The following is a 14519-nucleotide window of genomic DNA, read 5'->3' on the forward strand; positions in this document are numbered from 1 at the left end:
GCGGAAGTTCTCCAGGAAATAGACAACGCAGTGTAACTGAAAGAAAATCAGACAGCCAGACGAAAACGACGAGGTGCTTAGTGACTGAAAATGTTAGCAATTTATGGCTAAAGCAGTGGCTTTTTTATAGCCTGAAAGCTCAAATGGTTAGCCATATTTTAACAAATGAACAGCTCAGCAGATTAAGTCAGTTGCAACCATCAACGCCTTTCATTATAGGCATCAGTGGCGCTCAGGGCAGTGGGAAAAGCAGTCTGGCAGTCGCTTTGCAACAGCTATGGTCAGGATTTGGTGTTCAGGCTGACGTGGTATCTTTGGATGATTATTATCTCGAACCAGCCCAAAGGCTAAAACAAGCCAAGCTTTGGCATCCACTTTTTGCTGAACGTGGAGTGCCTGGTACTCATGACACTGAACTTTTGTTATCACAGCTGCAGGGATTTAAAAGGGCAGAACCGCAGCACTGGCGTCGTTATGACAAAGGCCTGGATAAAGTGGCTACAGCAACATCTGCAACAGAGGCACGATTGCTGATCCTGGAAGGCTGGTGTATCGGGCTGAAACCACAGTCGGATACCGAACTGCAACAGAGTATCAATGAGTTGGAACAACAGCAGGACCCTGATGCTTTATGGCGGTATCAGGTGAACCAACAACTGGCTGGGGATTATCAGCTGCTCTGGCAGGAGCTGGAGCAGCTGATTTGGCTGAATGCACCGGACTGGCAGGCGGTTTGTCGCTGGCGGGCCTGGCAGGAACAGCCTTTGCAGCAGTTGGGCAGAGGAAAAAGCCCTGCACAACTGGAAGCTTTTATGTTGTTTTTCCAGCGTTTGACGCAAGAGAGCTGGCGACAACTACCACAGTGTGCAGATTTTATTCTGGAGCTGGACTTGCAGCATCACTTTATCCGTCTTACACCTGACGAACAGGTTGTTGACGGATAAAGGCCTGCAGGTTTTCCGACAGTTGTCCCACCAGACGTTGCATCGCCTGACGACTGGCCCAGGCCACATGTGGCGTCACAATCAGATTAGGAATGGACTTGTTCAGCAGCATATGGCTGACAGCTGGTGGCTCAACACTGAGTACGTCCAAAGCGGCCCCAGCCAGACGGCCTGTTGTTAAAGCTTCCGCCAGTGCTTTTTCGTCAATCAGCCCACCCCGGGCAGTGTTGATCAACAATGCTGTGGGTTTCATCCAGCTTAAGGTGTTGGCATTCATCAGCTTTTCTGTAGCTGCATTGAGCGGGCAATGCAAAGACAACACATCGGCCTGGCGAATTGCGTTTTCAAAAGCGGTTCGGCCCGGGCGTATTTCTATGGCATCAGGCCGTTCAGCAATCAATAGCTTCATACCAAAAGCTTCAGCCAGACGAGCAGTGGCCCGACCTAAATCACCATACCCCACCAGAGTCATAGTTTTATCCGCCAGTTCTTCTATAGGGTGCAGATGCAGGCAGAACTGCGAGCTCTGACTCCACAACCCTTGTTGTACAGCCTGATGATACGACTGGATATGGTTGGTCAGTTGTAGCAATAAAGCAAAAACCTGCTGAGGTACAGCAGTGCCTGCATAAGCCTGAACATTACAGACCACTATACCCGCTGCTTTGGCCGCAACTAAATCGACCATATTCACACCTGTAGCTGCGACCAGAATACAGCGTAGTTCTGGCAAAGCCGCTATAGCTTTCGCATCCAGAGGGACTTTATTGCTGATCAGGACCTGAGCGTCTTTGGCATGAGTTAACACTTGTTCAGCACTGGTTTGAGGGTAGAGCATTAGCGTGACATCAGGCAGCTGTAAAGGGCTCAGATCGGTTACTGCCATAGTGGCAGCATCAAGAAACACTACTTTGGTCATCAGCGATACACTACGTCTTTGTACATAGGGGCTAATAGAGCCAGAAATTCATTCTGAGCTTCGATAGCCACATTTTGCTGCTGCATAGCGGTGATCAGATGATTGACCAGTGCATCAAAGTGCGCCTGAGTGATCTGAAAACCTGTATGGCTTTCCTGCATGGAGACGCCTGTGTAGGTGCAGGGCCCGCCCGAAAGTTCACAAAACTGCTCTATCAGCAAACGACGAAATCTGGGGATGTCGGTGTCGGCAAAATGCTGCACTATGCTTTGATCATGCTCGATGGCATGCAAAACACCATCGACAATTTTTTCAACGCCGGTTTCTGCACCTAAACGTTGGTACAAGCTGGTTTCCGGCTTTTGCTGGCAGGCGGTTAAGGTTAAGGTCGCTATTAGCAACAGGTACTTCACCATGTGCCCTCCACTGATAAATAAAAGCCCGTCTGTTCTGTAAGGCCCGCTATATCACCTAAGTCGACATAACCTAAAACCACAGATGCATTTTTATTAATAAACCAGGCGGCAAATAAATCCCGCCAGTGTTGTTCGTCAGCAAAACCCAGTTGGTTGGGCTTTTGTTTAAATTCCGTGCCAACAGCCAGATTGTAATTCAGCAGTAAAACGGCTGAGCTTTCAAACATCAGCTTATGCTCAACGCCCTGACCACCAAAACCCAATAAACCGGTTTGATGCGCATCTGTAGAGCGCACTGTGGCATTGAGCAACAGGTTGCGGCCTGCCACAGCATCAAAAAATACTTTGGTGGCGGCAATATAAAACTCATAACCTGAATCATCGCCAGCACCTACTGCCGCAGGTAAAGCGAAATCACGGTTTTTCTTGAACTGCAGACCCAGACTGATTTGCGGCATAGCGGTATACAATAATTCGCCTGCCACTTTGTATTTTATGCCCAGAATGTCCTGCCGCAGTTCACCGCCTATAGTGTCGAGACCTAGCTTTTGGCGGGCAAATGACAGTTCCCACTGGTTATTGAAACTGGCACCCACACCATAACTATCCAGCGTAAAATCATCCACTCCCACTCTGGCTGCAAAGGTATTGACCGACCATTCATCACTGCTGCTGTAGCCGTTGATAGTTGCCCATGGCACTATGCCACCCCCCGAATTTCCTTCGATGTTAGTGGCGCCTCCTGTGGCTATAACTTTTGAACCAGCCATCAGGCTACTGCTGGCTAACAATAAGCACAGCGCACTTAAAATTTTTTTCATTGGCTTATCTCTTGTCCGAACCATTCCTGGCTCTGGTCTTCAAACTGTTGAAGCCATTCGCTGAAAAGCTCGCTTGTTAAAGGTTTAGAGAAAAAGTAGCCTTGCACTTTATCACAGTGATATTGCTGCAACTTTGCAAGTCCGGCTCTGTTCTCCAAACCTTCGGCTGTTACTTTTAAACCCAAACTATGAGCCAACTGAGTGGTCGCACTGACAATTAAAGCGTCATCCTGATTATGTTCAATGTCTTTAATAAAAGCCCGGTCAATTTTTACTTCATGCACTGGCAGTTGTTTTAAATAAGCCAGAGACGACTGGCCTGTACCAAAGTCATCAATAGCCAATTCTATTCCCATGGTACGGAGTTCGGTGAGTATCTGGATCACCTGTTTTGGATCCTGCATCACAGCACCTTCAGTAACTTCGAGCGCTAAAACTGAAGCAGGCAGTTGATGGCGCTTTAAAAGAGCGGCAATGTCTGAGGGTAATTGTGGATTGGTTAAGTCATGGGCCGACAGGTTAACGGCCACAGTAATATGCTTACCTTGTTGATACCAAAGGGCCAACTGAGCTGCCACAGTGTTGAGTATCCATTCGGTGACCAGCGCTATATTGCCCGAATGTTCCGCTAACTTAATAAACTCATCCGGGGGTACAAAGCCCAGTTCCGGATGGACCCAGCGGATCAGCGCCTCAGCGGAGCTGCACTTTCTTTGGCCCAGCTCCACTTTGGGCTGATACACCACAAAGAGCTGGTTTTGCAGCAAGGCTGCCGGTAAGTCACGCAAAATAGTCAGCTCACGCTGATGGCTTTCATCCTGACCTTGCTGATAAAAGGCAAGCATTCCTGGCAGCTGTTTAGCATGGCTTAACGCAATATCCAGTCGTCGAATTGCATCGTTGGCGTGTACGCTGCCAGGCGCAATATTATAGGCACCCACTGACACCTTTAAACTCAAAGGTGAATCAGCCAATAAATAACCTGAATGCAGTTGCAGCCTTAACTGTTCTACTTGCGTGGCATTAAGATGCTGGTTATACAGCAATAAAAACTCATCTCCACCTAAACGGGCGGCCAGCAAAGGGGTTGGATTAAGTTGAGCCAGACGATGTGCCATTTGCTGCAATAAAGAGTCTCCATTGGCAAAACCTAAAGCATCATTAATATGGCGAAAGTTTTTTATATTCAGCAGCAATAAGCCGACATTTTCAGTGGGCAGCAGCTCGGCCAGCTTGCGTTCGGCAGCACCGCGGTTTTTTAACGCTGTCAGGGAATCATGTTCAGCCTGGTACAGCAGTTCAGCTTCCCGGCTGCGGATATCCAGTTGCATCTTATGTAAGGTGTTTCCCAGTACCCCAATTTCGCCTTTGGCTGCAGGCACATCTGCTGTAGTCAGGCCCTGACCTATCTGGCTGGCAAAGTCGGATAATAAACGTAATGGCTGAGTAATGCTGCGGGCTATAACAAAAGCCAACAACAGCGCCAAGGTTAAACTTACACCAAAAATGAATAACAATTGATGGCGGATTTGCTGGTAACTTTCCTGCCAGCGGGCACTTGGATAATGCAACACGGCCCAGAGCATTTGCTGCTGATCTAAGGCTAAAGCTAAAGATAAAAACTCACCTTCATTGCTGCTAAAGGGTTGTTGTTTTGTGTCTGCCAGATTAGGCAATAAAGGCAACAGACTATGTTGTGTCGCCTCTGACAGAGTAGAATGTAAGGTCTGATTGCCTCTGTCGCTGTTGGTGGTAAAACTGATATCAAGGCCCGTAATGCCTTTGATTTGTTCAGCCAGTTCCTTGTTTAAGCTAAAGCCCATGCCTACCCATGCTATGGTTTGCGGAGCTCTCACCGGGACAAGTACTAATTGATAAGAATTACCTGCCAATACAAGAATATCGTTTAATGTGCTGGACTGGCTGGCTTTGCTTTGTAAAAACACAGGTTTCACATCGGCACTGTCTAAATCTGTGCTGGTACTGGCCAATAAATCTCCGTCAGGAGATAAAAGCAATACCAAATCGGCATTGACTCTGCTGCCATGATTTTCCAGCACGGATAAAATAGTTTCCTGCTCAGCTGTGGCCACTGCATTGCGAAAAGCAAAATCGCTGGCCAGAATACTGACAGAATTGGTGAGCTGACTGGCTCTGTTTTCCAGCGCCTGTAAAAACACATTAGCCGCAACCCTTAACACTTGTTGGGCTTGCTGCTCACTGTCTTTTTTCATCGCATTTAAAGTCGCGAAACCACTGGCTAAAGCCAGAATGGTTAACAGACTAACCAGCGATACGACCAGACGACTACGCAATGAATCGAACATTTGACCTCGTTGTGGCAGCGAATTGTGAATGCTGTCATAGTAGATAAAAAAGCAAAGTATCAGAACCGGAGTGTCGGCAGCTTCAAAAATATCCCGGATAGTGAAGGCTTGGACAGGCGTGAAGAAACCTTAGCAACAACTCAGAAAGGACTCAACTCTAAAGCGGCAAAACCAGGAAAAAACCTGATTATTCAACTTCGTATTTAATAATGTAATTTAAGAATGGAAGATTAAAACAGAGGAGCTGTGCATGAAGGCAAAAATGGGGCTGTGGGTTGCAGCACTGTTGTGTAGTGATCTGTTGTTTGCCGCAGAGTCTGAAGTCACAGGGCAGGAGCCTTGTGCCAGAGTCAAAAACCGGCCTTGTATCGCTTTAGTTTTAGGGGGAGGTGGCGCCAGGGGCGGTGCTCATCTTGGCGTGATCCGACAACTGGAGCAACAAGGTATACCTGTAGACCTCATCGTAGGCACCAGCATTGGCGCCTTTATTGGTGGCTTGTATGCTACAGGTCACAGTCCGGATGAAATCCAGTCGATCCTCGATCATTTGGAATGGAGTACAGGTTTTCGCGATAAAGTGCATCGTGATGAAATGCCTGTGCGACGCAAGCAGCAACAAGATCAGTATCCAATCCGGCTGGGGCTGGGTTTAAGTCGTTCGGGCGTTAAAATCCCTAAAGGTGTGTTGTTAGGTCAGGCCATGGCGGAACTGATTTTGGAAGCTTATGGCGCCCAGTTAAATCATAGTCATTTTGACCAGTTGCCCATCCCATTTCGTGCTGTGGCGGCAGACTTAACCAACAGAGACACTGTGGTCATGAGTCAGGGCAGTTTATTGCAGGCCGTGCAGGCTTCTATGTCAATCCCCGGCGTAGTGCGGCCTATGGAGCTTAACGGCCGGGTGTTGGTGGATGGTGGTGTGGCAAACAACCTGCCTGTCAGTATTGCTAAAGAGTTAGGCGCAGACAGAGTCATAGCCGTCGCTATTGATGCACCCTTACTAAGTAAAGAACAGCTGGATTCTGCTTTTGCCGTGACTGATCAGTTAACCAATTTTTTAGTGCGTCAGGTGGTTGATCAACAAATTGCTTTGTTAGGGCCTGAGGATTTACTGCTCAATCCTGAGGTGGCAAAAATTGGTACTTTGGATTTTGACCAGTTGCCTGCCTCCATCGACGCGGGTCGTGTCAGTGCTGAACAGCAAGCTGCTGCACTGGCCAGTTTTGCCTATCCAGAGCATTTTCCGGACTGGCTGGCAGCTCACAGAGCAAAACAAGCGACCAGCATTCGAGTTGATCGGATTGAGCTGGATAATCAAAGCCTGTTGTCCGATCAGGTGTTGTTACAGAGGCTGGCGTTAAAAGAAGGTCAAAATTACAACAGTAAAAAACTCAAAGAAGGTCTGCGACAGGTGTATGGCGTCGATACGCTGGAGCGAGTGTCTTTACAGCTGGAGCAAAATAAACAAGGTGAAGACACCACATTAAAAGTTCGGGCCGTGGAAAAAGGCTGGGGGCCTGGTTATCTGAATTTCCGTTTTACTATGGAAGATGACTTCCGTAATAAAAGATATTACCAACTGGCTGCTTCCTACACTTACACTAATATTTCGGAGCTGGGTGCAGAGTGGCACAATGAATTGGCGCTGGGGACAGATAAGCTGATCAGCTTAGAGTTGTATTGGCCCATCTTTACACCAGCCACTTTTGTCAGCGCACAAATAATGCGCGATACCACTATTTTGGCTTTGGAGGATTCTGAAGGATTATCTCTGGGTGACTTATCCAATAAAGAAACCACAGTGACAGCCAAAGCGGGCTGGAACTTGTCTGATCATGCCAGATTAAGTTCGGGCTGGACTGACAAAGATGGTTACTTCCGTATTCCGGTGGCAGGGGTGGACGAGTTGGGCTTTAGCAAGCTGGGGTATCAGCGTGAGGGGCCAGTGCTGGATTTTGTCTGGGACAGATTAGATAACCCGGCTTTTCCAAGCCGGGGTTTTCGTATTAGTGCCAACTGGCAGTGGCTGGATGACAGCGCTTTTGGGCAAACATACCGCAGTCGCAGTCATGCTGTTGAAGTTTTGGCCGCCCGCAGTTTCTTTGAACGCCATATTTTGCGTACCCGTTGGCGTCATGAAAGTTATACGCCTGGCGATCCGGATGTGGCGATGGAACAGTTTTCGCTGGGCGGTTTATTAAACCTGTCTGGTTATCCGAAAAACTATCTGTTTGGCAGCGAAGTGAAATTTGGCAGCCTGGTGTACTTGTATAAAATGAGTGAAAACAGATTCAGCATCATTAATTCACCTTTTTATCTGGGCGCTTCAGTGGAAAAAGGTTTGGTGCACGGCAATATGATCCAGCTCGAACGCCTTGCCAATGAAACCGACTGGATTTGGGCCGGCAGTGTCTTTGCAGGCTGGGATAGTCCTTTTGGTCCTGTCTATCTGGGGTACGGTCGGGCGGAAGATGATACAAATGGCAGGGCGTATCGCTACTACTTATCTTTGGGGCACAATTTCTGAGCAGGGTGGAATAATGAATAAGATCAGTGGCTGGTTAGTGGTGCTTTTGTGTTCTTTTCCTTGTCTGGCAAGCTCAGTGCAAACAGAGTTGCGGGTCGGTTTGAGTCAAAACACCGCACCACAAAAACAAGGCAACACCCTTCATTTTGAAACTGAATTGTTTCGACAGTTGCTGGGTGAACTGGGCTATCAGGTGAAATTCGTGGCTGTGCCACACGCCAGACTCAGCCTCATGTTACAAAATAAGCAATTGGATATGGCTGCACGACAAGGTGAAGAGCAGTTAGCCGGGCTGTTTTACAGCCAAGCTTATCTGGAGTTCCATAATCTGGTATTTGCCTTGTCCGGTTTTCCGCACCAGTTGCAGCAGGTTAAGGATATGGGACTTTATTCTGTGGCCAGCTTTCAGAATGCGACCAAAATTCTCGGCACTGAATTTAGTCAGGCGGTGCAAAGTTCGCCATCCTATAGGGAAGTGGTGGATCACAATCAGGCCATTGACATGTTGCAACAACAACGTACCCAGTTGCTGGTGCTGGATAAAGTGACTTTTTATCGGCGCTGGGCCGAAAAAGGTTTATCTGCCGATAAGGTGCAAAGTTTTGATCTGTTTCCAAAAGCAGAGCATAAAATTGGTTTTACCGATCAGAAGTTACAACAACAGGTGAGCCAGCTGCTGCAAAAATGGCAGGATTCTGACCGGGTTGAACAACTGAAAAAACAAACCCGGCAGTTGAGTCAGTCTTTGAATTAGCCTTGTTCTGTCAGCTTTTTCGCACTTTCTTTGATCAGTTGTTCTTTTTGTTTTTGCAGTATGTCCAGCTGGGTTTTCTCAGCTTCCGTCAGTTCGCCTTCTTTATTGAGCAAGGCTTCAATTTTCTTTTCTATTTCTTCCAGTTTTTTCCTGTCTATGCCCATTTTGGCATCCAGCACTTGCAACATCAAAGTATCGAGCCTGTCCGGATCTTTTTTATCCAGCTGGTCATTGGCTTCATTATTTTTTTGAGTTGTGCCCTCTGATGCAGGGGGTTGGGTTCTGTTGCTTGTGGCCAGATGTTGATAGGTCATATCCGGATCGGGTTTTCCATCCGATAGACTGACTTTTTCGGTATAAGGGTCTTCAATAAAGACTCTGTCTTTACCAAAAGAGGGGGATTTCAATAACTGACTATCCAGTCTAAGGGACTGTGTTGCAGCGGAAATACCGAACATATTAATCTCCTGAGCTTTATGCCGAAGTCATCTATGTGACCTGTTGCATAAACAGGAGCAAATTTGGTGCCAGAGTTGTGTGGTCTAAAAACGCAGGAAAATAGCGGATCATGGGGCGAATTACGGCAAAATCTGGCCGTTTTTCACATCTTCTTACATGAAACTTGCCGTCAGCTATGCCGTAGCTTACAGCTGATTGCAGCTGAATTGGCGTTGATACTGACGGGGACTGATCCCCAATTGTTTTTGAAACTGCTGACGCAAGTTCAATGCTGAACCAAAACCTGTCAGATCACTAATTTGTTCTATCGAATGTTGGCCTTGTTCCAGATAATGCTGCACCAGTTGTAATCGCTGCTGCACTAACCACTGCAATGGGCTTAACCCTGTACTGGCTTTAAAATGCCGATCAAAACTGCGTCTGGACATACCTGCTTTATCGGCCAGTTGCTCAATAGCTATAGCTTGATCCAGATGTAATAAAGCCCAGTCCATAGTGGTGCTGAGTAAATTGGTTTTTTTCTGTAGCGGCTGTGCGACAAATTGCGCTTGTCCACCTTCGCGATGAGCTGAAATGACGGCTCTTTTGGCTACCTGATTGGCGATTTCAAAGCCAAAATCCCGCCGGATCACAGCCAGACCTAAATCCAGAGCTGCCGCACTACCCGCAGAGCAACCTATCTGGCCATCAAAACAATAGAGCACATTCTGCTGATACCTGCTGTCGGGGTAACGCCGTTGAAATTCATCGGCATAGCGCCAGTGGGTGGTGGCCGCTTTACCTTTAAGTAAGCCAAGTTCTGCCAGCAAAAATGCGCCTGAGCAAAACGAAATCAGCCGGACTCCACGCTGATAAGCTGCAATTAACTGACTGCGCAGCTGAGCTGGAGGTTCAGGCTGCGACACAGACCAGTTTGGGATCAAAATCGTATCGTACCCTGTTAAATCCTGCACCTGAGGTACCAGCAATTGCAGGCCACCTGTTGCTATGAAAGGCCCCTGATGAAAACTGATGATATCGGTCTGATACCAGTTCGGGTACTCAGGCCGGCTTAACGCAAATAACTCTGAAGCACAACCCAACTCAAAAGTAGCTACTGCAGGGCCTAATAAAATAGCAACTTTATGCATGACAGTGCTCCGAAGCAGTTTGATCACCAGATTTGGCTTAATACTATCTTATTGTGTCTTTTCAGCCAATAGTGTTGGCTGTGCCTGTGAATTAGAGTGTTGCTGAACATCATCAAGGCTTTTTACACAAAGTACTTCATACAGGAATCACACTTATGTCATCTATGGTATCCAGACCAGCAGCAGCGGGATCCGGGCAGGCTGTGGCCCATTTTAGCGCTTTATTGCAGTTTGAAACCGATTGTTGGGACTTGCACCATGCCATCAGCAATAAACGGCAGGATTTTGTATTGCTGGATGTTCGGGGGGAAGCGGCTTATCTGCAAGGCCATTTGCCTGAAGCTGTATCCTTTCCACATAGCCGGATTTCTGCAGAAAGTCTGGCGCTTTATCCTGCTGGCACTTTATTTGTTGTCTATTGTGCCGGACCTCATTGCAATGGTGCAGATAAGGCTGCATTAAAACTTGCTCAATTACAGAGGCCTGTTAAAAAGATGATAGGTGGAGTGACGGGGTGGCTGGATGAAGGTTTTAGTCTGTGCTTTGAATAAAAAAAGAGGGAGAACCACAGGGGTTTCCCTCATAAAAATCCAGGACAATCCAGAGAGTTAAAGCAACATGTACACAGGGTTCGCACTTAACTGGGGCTCATTATCCGGCTGAACCGTGGCATTTTTATGACAAGTTGATAAAGCTTTCGCGACACTTGCCAAGCCGCTTGCTTTGCGGTTCACTGCTAACAGAAGCAAGCCAAAGCCGCAGTGGGAGCGTGAATGTTAAAGAAATACCTGCAACAAATTCGTCAGGGCAAGCCTGTGCATTATGGCCGTATGCTGGAATTGCTGCCGCCGCTGTTTTATCAGAAAAAGTCAGAAATCTTTAAAGTACGGCAGTTAGGGTCGGGTCGTTGGCAGGTGAGCATTGTATCCGAAACTTTGTTTCGCCAGCTTGAACAGCAAGCGCTGCAGCCTGCATCACGCAAAGAAGCGGCTCAGACTGGCGACTCGCATCAGGTCAATACCTCTTTTGGTTACCAATTGGTGTATCACCAGTTGTGTCAGAATCGACAACCTGAAGTGGTGGTGCTGGATGGCACTGATCACTACCAGAGTTATCAGGCGAAACCTACCCTGTTGTTGATTGAAAATGAAGAATGCTTTTTCCGGTACCAGCAGTTACTTCCGGTCTGTGGTCAGATGCTGGCGCTGGATTTTTCTCTGCACAACACTGATATTGGTTTTGCCTCTGGCAGCAAAGCCAGCAGTGCTTTGCTGATGCCCTTTTATCAGCAATACCAGCAAATTTATTGTGCTTTTGATTTTGATGCCGCCGCTTTAGAGCTGTTTGATTTATTAAAACAGCGCTTGGGTGACAAACTGACTTTTGTCACTCCAGCCGATTTCAGCCCCTGGATGGCCTTGTTTAACAATAAACCCAGGCACCCAAATCAGTTGACCAAAGCCATAGAACTGGCTGAAAAGCACCACTTCTATGGCTTGATTGACGCCTTGCAACAAAAAGGCTGTTTTTTAGAGCAAGAGGCACTGTTAAGCTGATGCTGCCGTGCTTTGTTACTAAGTGGTTGTTTCAGCTCGTTGTAAACGCTGAAACAGCCAGCCAAGTATCACCAGACTTAAACCTAAACCGATAAAAGACAAGGCTCTGAGTACCCCTGTTAAGTCGTTTAAATCCACTACAAAAACTTTCAGCACCACGGCACTTAACAACACAAAACCTGCTTTGCGCGCCCCAGCTTTGTTTTGCCATTGCGCCAGTAATACAGTGGTGATGGCAATGACTAAAAACACCAGTGAATAACTGTATTGTTCGGCGACCGAAGTTGGCAAACTCAGCAGGATTTGCCCATCCTGCCAGAAATGCCGGATAGAACCCGTCAAATACAAAGCGGCGGTGCCCACAGCTGTGTATAAGGCTGATGTGGTCAGGCGGGCAGATAACGACAAGCGACTAAAAGCCCAAAGTATCAAAGCCGGTAAACCCCATATCAACAGCAACAGGTTCAGCAGGGGGAGTGAACCCAGAGACGCTGCATGCCAGAACGGGTTTTGTGCCAGACTGAGCTGCAGATGCGCCAGCGCAACCAATACCACTAAAGTTGAAGCCGCAGTTCGATAAAGAGGGGCTGTGCCGCCAGCCTTGCTACTGCGCCACTGGTATACCCAGGCCAGCAGTAGCCAGTTAAAGGCCTGAATACTCAGGGTCTTGAAGTTCATATCGGTAAAATCAACCACAGCATCATTCAGCCAGTATTGGGTTTGTACCGTGATAAATACCGCAACTAAATGCAATAAAGCCCCTTCCAGGTAGCTGCGAAGTGCCGTTCTAAACCATAAATACCAGCTCAGCGCAAAACAGAATAAGGCAACAGGGTAGACCACAAAAGACCAGTGCAATCCCAGTAAAAGTTCATTCTCATAGTGCCCCATCAGAGGTGCTGTGGTCAGACGAATTAACACTGCAGCACCAATCAGCTTCATCAACCAGTTTGGTACCGGCATCCTGAGTTTGATGCCAAGCAGGGTCAGCAGCACCAGTTGAGCCGCTATAGCTAAAGTTAAAGCTGCGTCGGACAGCCATAAGGTAAAACATAAGGTCAACGCAAAATTGGCTCCTGCCATTTGAATAAAAGCTGCAGCTTTGTGTTTACTTGTATGCGCCATCGCACTTTGAACTGCAACCAGTATTAAGGCCAATGTAGTCCAGAGCAGTTGGATCTGTTGTTGCACTTCAGGCTTTGCCTGGCCGTGACTTAAACCCAATAACAACACAGGCAGGGCAGCCAAAGCGCTGCTCCATTGCAAACGTTCTGGCCATTTAAATGCCGCACTGATCAGTGGCAGCGTAAATACAGCCACCAGCAGTAAATGTTGGTTTAAGCTGGTGCTGCTGAGCACATAAGGGTCTGCGGACAGATCCAAAGGTTCCAGCAACAGCCAGCATAAGGCGGGTATAAAGCTAAGCCAAATCAGTAGTTCTGATTTGCTGTCCGTGGCAGCGCAGCACTGCAGCAGCAAAATAAACAGCAGCATGCCGCTAAAACTGATGTGATCTGCGGTATTAAGCAGGGCACAGCACGCTAAGAGCAGCAGCGCCAGAGCCAGTATCAGCTCGCGGCTGAGGGGCCACCACTGGCGCATCGGCAGAGGAGTCAATTCCAGATGTTGTGCTTTAAAGCCGATACGGGGTAACCAGGCCAGCAACACAAAGCTGCCACAAAGTACCAGCCAGAAGGCCCATAACTGATCAGAGGTCGCAATCCAGATGGCAGCCAACAGCCATAACAGATGGGCCGACATGGGCAGCCACCAAAGCCAGGGTCTTTTTACTTTCTGCTCCACCAGCACCGAAGAGGCAGTCACCAGCGAAATATAAGCCAGTAAAGCCGGTACATTGCCTGAATCTGTGGATACCAGCACAGGCACAATATAAGCGCCAACAATACCAATCAACGCCAATAAAGGCCCTTGTCGCAAGGACAGCCAGGACGCAGCTAAAGCAATAATACCTAAGAGCGGAAAAGCAACAGCAGGACTAATCAGTTGATACCAGTCGAGTGCCACCAGCACTGCAGCGTAAAGGCTGATAAAACCGCCGCTGGACAAAGCAGCTGGCGCGTAGTTGTTCAGCGCATGACCCTGACTGCGTTTATGCAGCCATTCGCTGCCGATAATTAAAGCCAGACCAAAAGCCATGCCGGACGCGATACGCAAAGAAGGGGATAACCAGCCAGCGTCCAGTGAATGTTTGACTAAAAAGATGCCACCTAAGGCCAGAGCCAAAGCACCAAGCCAAACCATGCCTCTTTTAATCAGTTGCTGCTCTATCCAGCCTGATAGTGCAGAAAAAAAGTCAGATGAAGCGGGAGTTGTGTTTTTCTCTATCGTTGGAGCAGGCCGGGCTTGAGGCAGAACAGCTAAAGGATTAAGTGGATTCAGAGCTGCTGCAGGTGCGGGATTAACAGACTGAGCCATAAATGGCGTTACCACAAGGGGTGACACGGCATCAGGCTCCGGGTTTTGTGTTGTGCCTGAGGTTAATGGGGTCTTGCCGTTGAGCTGCTTTTTCAGCGCTGCCAGTTCAGCTTTGATTTGGCTCAGTTGCAGCAGGGCAGCTATACCACAAAGCGCACCAATAATGACAATAATGCTGACTAAAAAAAGCAAACTAGTCATACATCAGGCCTGAAAATGGATAGATGAAA

13 protein-coding genes are annotated in these 14519 nt (G+C 47.8%); 6 read left to right on the plus strand and 7 right to left on the minus strand.

Annotated elements, in window-relative coordinates; translation table 11 throughout:
• Positions 1-80 precede the first annotated feature (80 nt).
• Positions 81-944 (plus strand): kinase, encoded by an 864-nt coding sequence (locus J2W69_RS04875; RefSeq protein WP_310275138.1) that lies wholly within the window; start codon positions 81-83, stop codon positions 942-944.
• On the opposite strand, the gene J2W69_RS04880 is transcribed toward J2W69_RS04875, so the two are convergent.
• The 4 genes from J2W69_RS04880 to J2W69_RS04895 are packed head-to-tail and all read right to left on the minus strand — an operon-like array spanning position 913 to position 5427.
• The gene (locus tag J2W69_RS04880; protein WP_310275140.1) at positions 913-1863 is read right to left on the minus strand and encodes a D-2-hydroxyacid dehydrogenase; all 951 of its coding nucleotides are present in this window, start codon (positions 1861-1863) and stop codon (positions 913-915) included. The genes J2W69_RS04875 and J2W69_RS04880 overlap by 32 nt on opposite strands.
• The gene (locus J2W69_RS04885; protein WP_310275142.1) at positions 1863-2279 is read right to left on the minus strand and encodes a group I truncated hemoglobin; all 417 of its coding nucleotides are present in this window, start codon (positions 2277-2279) and stop codon (positions 1863-1865) included. The genes J2W69_RS04880 and J2W69_RS04885 overlap by 1 nt, the downstream gene beginning before the upstream one ends.
• A complete protein-coding gene (locus tag J2W69_RS04890) occupies positions 2273-3100 on the minus strand; it encodes a DUF3034 family protein (RefSeq protein ID WP_310275144.1) in 828 nt (275 codons plus the stop codon). Before J2W69_RS04890 ends, J2W69_RS04885 begins: the two co-directional genes overlap by 7 nt.
• The gene (locus J2W69_RS04895; protein ID WP_310275146.1) at positions 3097-5427 is read right to left on the minus strand and encodes a bifunctional diguanylate cyclase/phosphodiesterase; all 2331 of its coding nucleotides are present in this window, start codon (positions 5425-5427) and stop codon (positions 3097-3099) included. The genes J2W69_RS04890 and J2W69_RS04895 overlap by 4 nt, the downstream gene beginning before the upstream one ends.
• Before the next feature lie 24 nt (positions 5428-5451).
• Here J2W69_RS04895 and J2W69_RS04900 point away from each other — a divergent pair, with 24 nt between their 5' ends.
• From J2W69_RS04900 to J2W69_RS04910, 3 genes are read left to right on the plus strand one after another with little or no spacing between them, the layout of a single operon-like run.
• Positions 5452-5634 carry a hypothetical protein gene (locus J2W69_RS04900; RefSeq protein ID WP_310275149.1) on the plus strand — a complete coding sequence of 61 codons (183 nt, stop codon included), beginning with the start codon at positions 5452-5454 and terminating at the stop codon, positions 5632-5634.
• Between the two features lie 43 nt (positions 5635-5677).
• Positions 5678-7954 carry a patatin-like phospholipase family protein gene (locus J2W69_RS04905; protein ID WP_310275151.1) on the plus strand — a complete coding sequence of 759 codons (2277 nt, stop codon included), beginning with the start codon at positions 5678-5680 and terminating at the stop codon, positions 7952-7954.
• Positions 7955-7967: 13 nt separating this feature from the next.
• The gene (locus J2W69_RS04910) at positions 7968-8708 is read left to right on the plus strand and encodes a substrate-binding periplasmic protein (protein ID WP_310275153.1); all 741 of its coding nucleotides are present in this window, start codon (positions 7968-7970) and stop codon (positions 8706-8708) included.
• Here J2W69_RS04910 and J2W69_RS04915 read toward each other — a convergent pair.
• Both J2W69_RS04915 and J2W69_RS04920 read right to left on the minus strand, forming a co-directional pair.
• Positions 8705-9166, minus strand: coding sequence for a hypothetical protein (locus J2W69_RS04915; RefSeq protein ID WP_310275155.1), 462 nt, complete (start codon positions 9164-9166; stop codon positions 8705-8707). The genes J2W69_RS04910 and J2W69_RS04915 overlap by 4 nt on opposite strands.
• A gap of 186 nt (positions 9167-9352) precedes the next feature.
• Positions 9353-10297 (minus strand): helix-turn-helix domain-containing protein, encoded by a 945-nt coding sequence (locus J2W69_RS04920; RefSeq protein WP_310275158.1) that lies wholly within the window; start codon positions 10295-10297, stop codon positions 9353-9355.
• A 155-nt stretch (positions 10298-10452) separates the two neighbouring features.
• On the opposite strand from J2W69_RS04920, the gene J2W69_RS04925 reads away from it, so the two are divergent.
• Positions 10453-10848, plus strand: coding sequence for a rhodanese-like domain-containing protein (locus J2W69_RS04925; RefSeq protein WP_310275160.1), 396 nt, complete (start codon positions 10453-10455; stop codon positions 10846-10848).
• A gap of 222 nt (positions 10849-11070) precedes the next feature.
• Positions 11071-11853 (plus strand): hypothetical protein, encoded by a 783-nt coding sequence (locus J2W69_RS04930; protein ID WP_310275162.1) that lies wholly within the window; start codon positions 11071-11073, stop codon positions 11851-11853.
• Between the two features lie 18 nt (positions 11854-11871).
• On the opposite strand, the gene J2W69_RS04935 is transcribed toward J2W69_RS04930, so the two are convergent.
• Positions 11872-14490 (minus strand): DUF2339 domain-containing protein, encoded by a 2619-nt coding sequence (locus J2W69_RS04935; protein WP_310275164.1) that lies wholly within the window; start codon positions 14488-14490, stop codon positions 11872-11874.
• Positions 14491-14519 lie beyond the last annotated feature (29 nt).

Origin of the sequence: Rheinheimera soli, from assembly GCF_031457405.1 — a bacterium.
Lineage (GTDB): Bacteria > Pseudomonadota > Gammaproteobacteria > Enterobacterales > Alteromonadaceae > Pararheinheimera > Pararheinheimera soli_A.

Excerpts from the sequence above, each read along its gene's own strand:
- J2W69_RS04905 (WP_310275151.1), top strand. The coding sequence starts at position 5,678 with ATGAAGGCAAAAATGGGGCTGTGGGTTGCAGCACTGTTGTGTAGTGAT.
- J2W69_RS04920 (WP_310275158.1), bottom strand. The coding sequence starts at position 10,297 with ATGCATAAAGTTGCTATTTTATTAGGCCCTGCAGTAGCTACTTTTGAG.
- J2W69_RS04925 (WP_310275160.1), top strand. The coding sequence starts at position 10,453 with ATGTCATCTATGGTATCCAGACCAGCAGCAGCGGGATCCGGGCAGGCT.
- J2W69_RS04890 (WP_310275144.1), bottom strand. The coding sequence starts at position 3,100 with ATGAAAAAAATTTTAAGTGCGCTGTGCTTATTGTTAGCCAGCAGTAGC.
- J2W69_RS04915 (WP_310275155.1), bottom strand. The coding sequence starts at position 9,166 with ATGTTCGGTATTTCCGCTGCAACACAGTCCCTTAGACTGGATAGTCAG.
- J2W69_RS04880 (WP_310275140.1), bottom strand. The coding sequence starts at position 1,863 with ATGACCAAAGTAGTGTTTCTTGATGCTGCCACTATGGCAGTAACCGAT.
- J2W69_RS04885 (WP_310275142.1), bottom strand. The coding sequence starts at position 2,279 with ATGGTGAAGTACCTGTTGCTAATAGCGACCTTAACCTTAACCGCCTGC.
- J2W69_RS04895 (WP_310275146.1), bottom strand. The coding sequence starts at position 5,427 with ATGTTCGATTCATTGCGTAGTCGTCTGGTCGTATCGCTGGTTAGTCTG.
- J2W69_RS04910 (WP_310275153.1), top strand. The coding sequence starts at position 7,968 with ATGAATAAGATCAGTGGCTGGTTAGTGGTGCTTTTGTGTTCTTTTCCT.
- J2W69_RS04935 (WP_310275164.1), bottom strand. The coding sequence starts at position 14,490 with ATGACTAGTTTGCTTTTTTTAGTCAGCATTATTGTCATTATTGGTGCG.
- J2W69_RS04930 (WP_310275162.1), top strand. The coding sequence starts at position 11,071 with ATGTTAAAGAAATACCTGCAACAAATTCGTCAGGGCAAGCCTGTGCAT.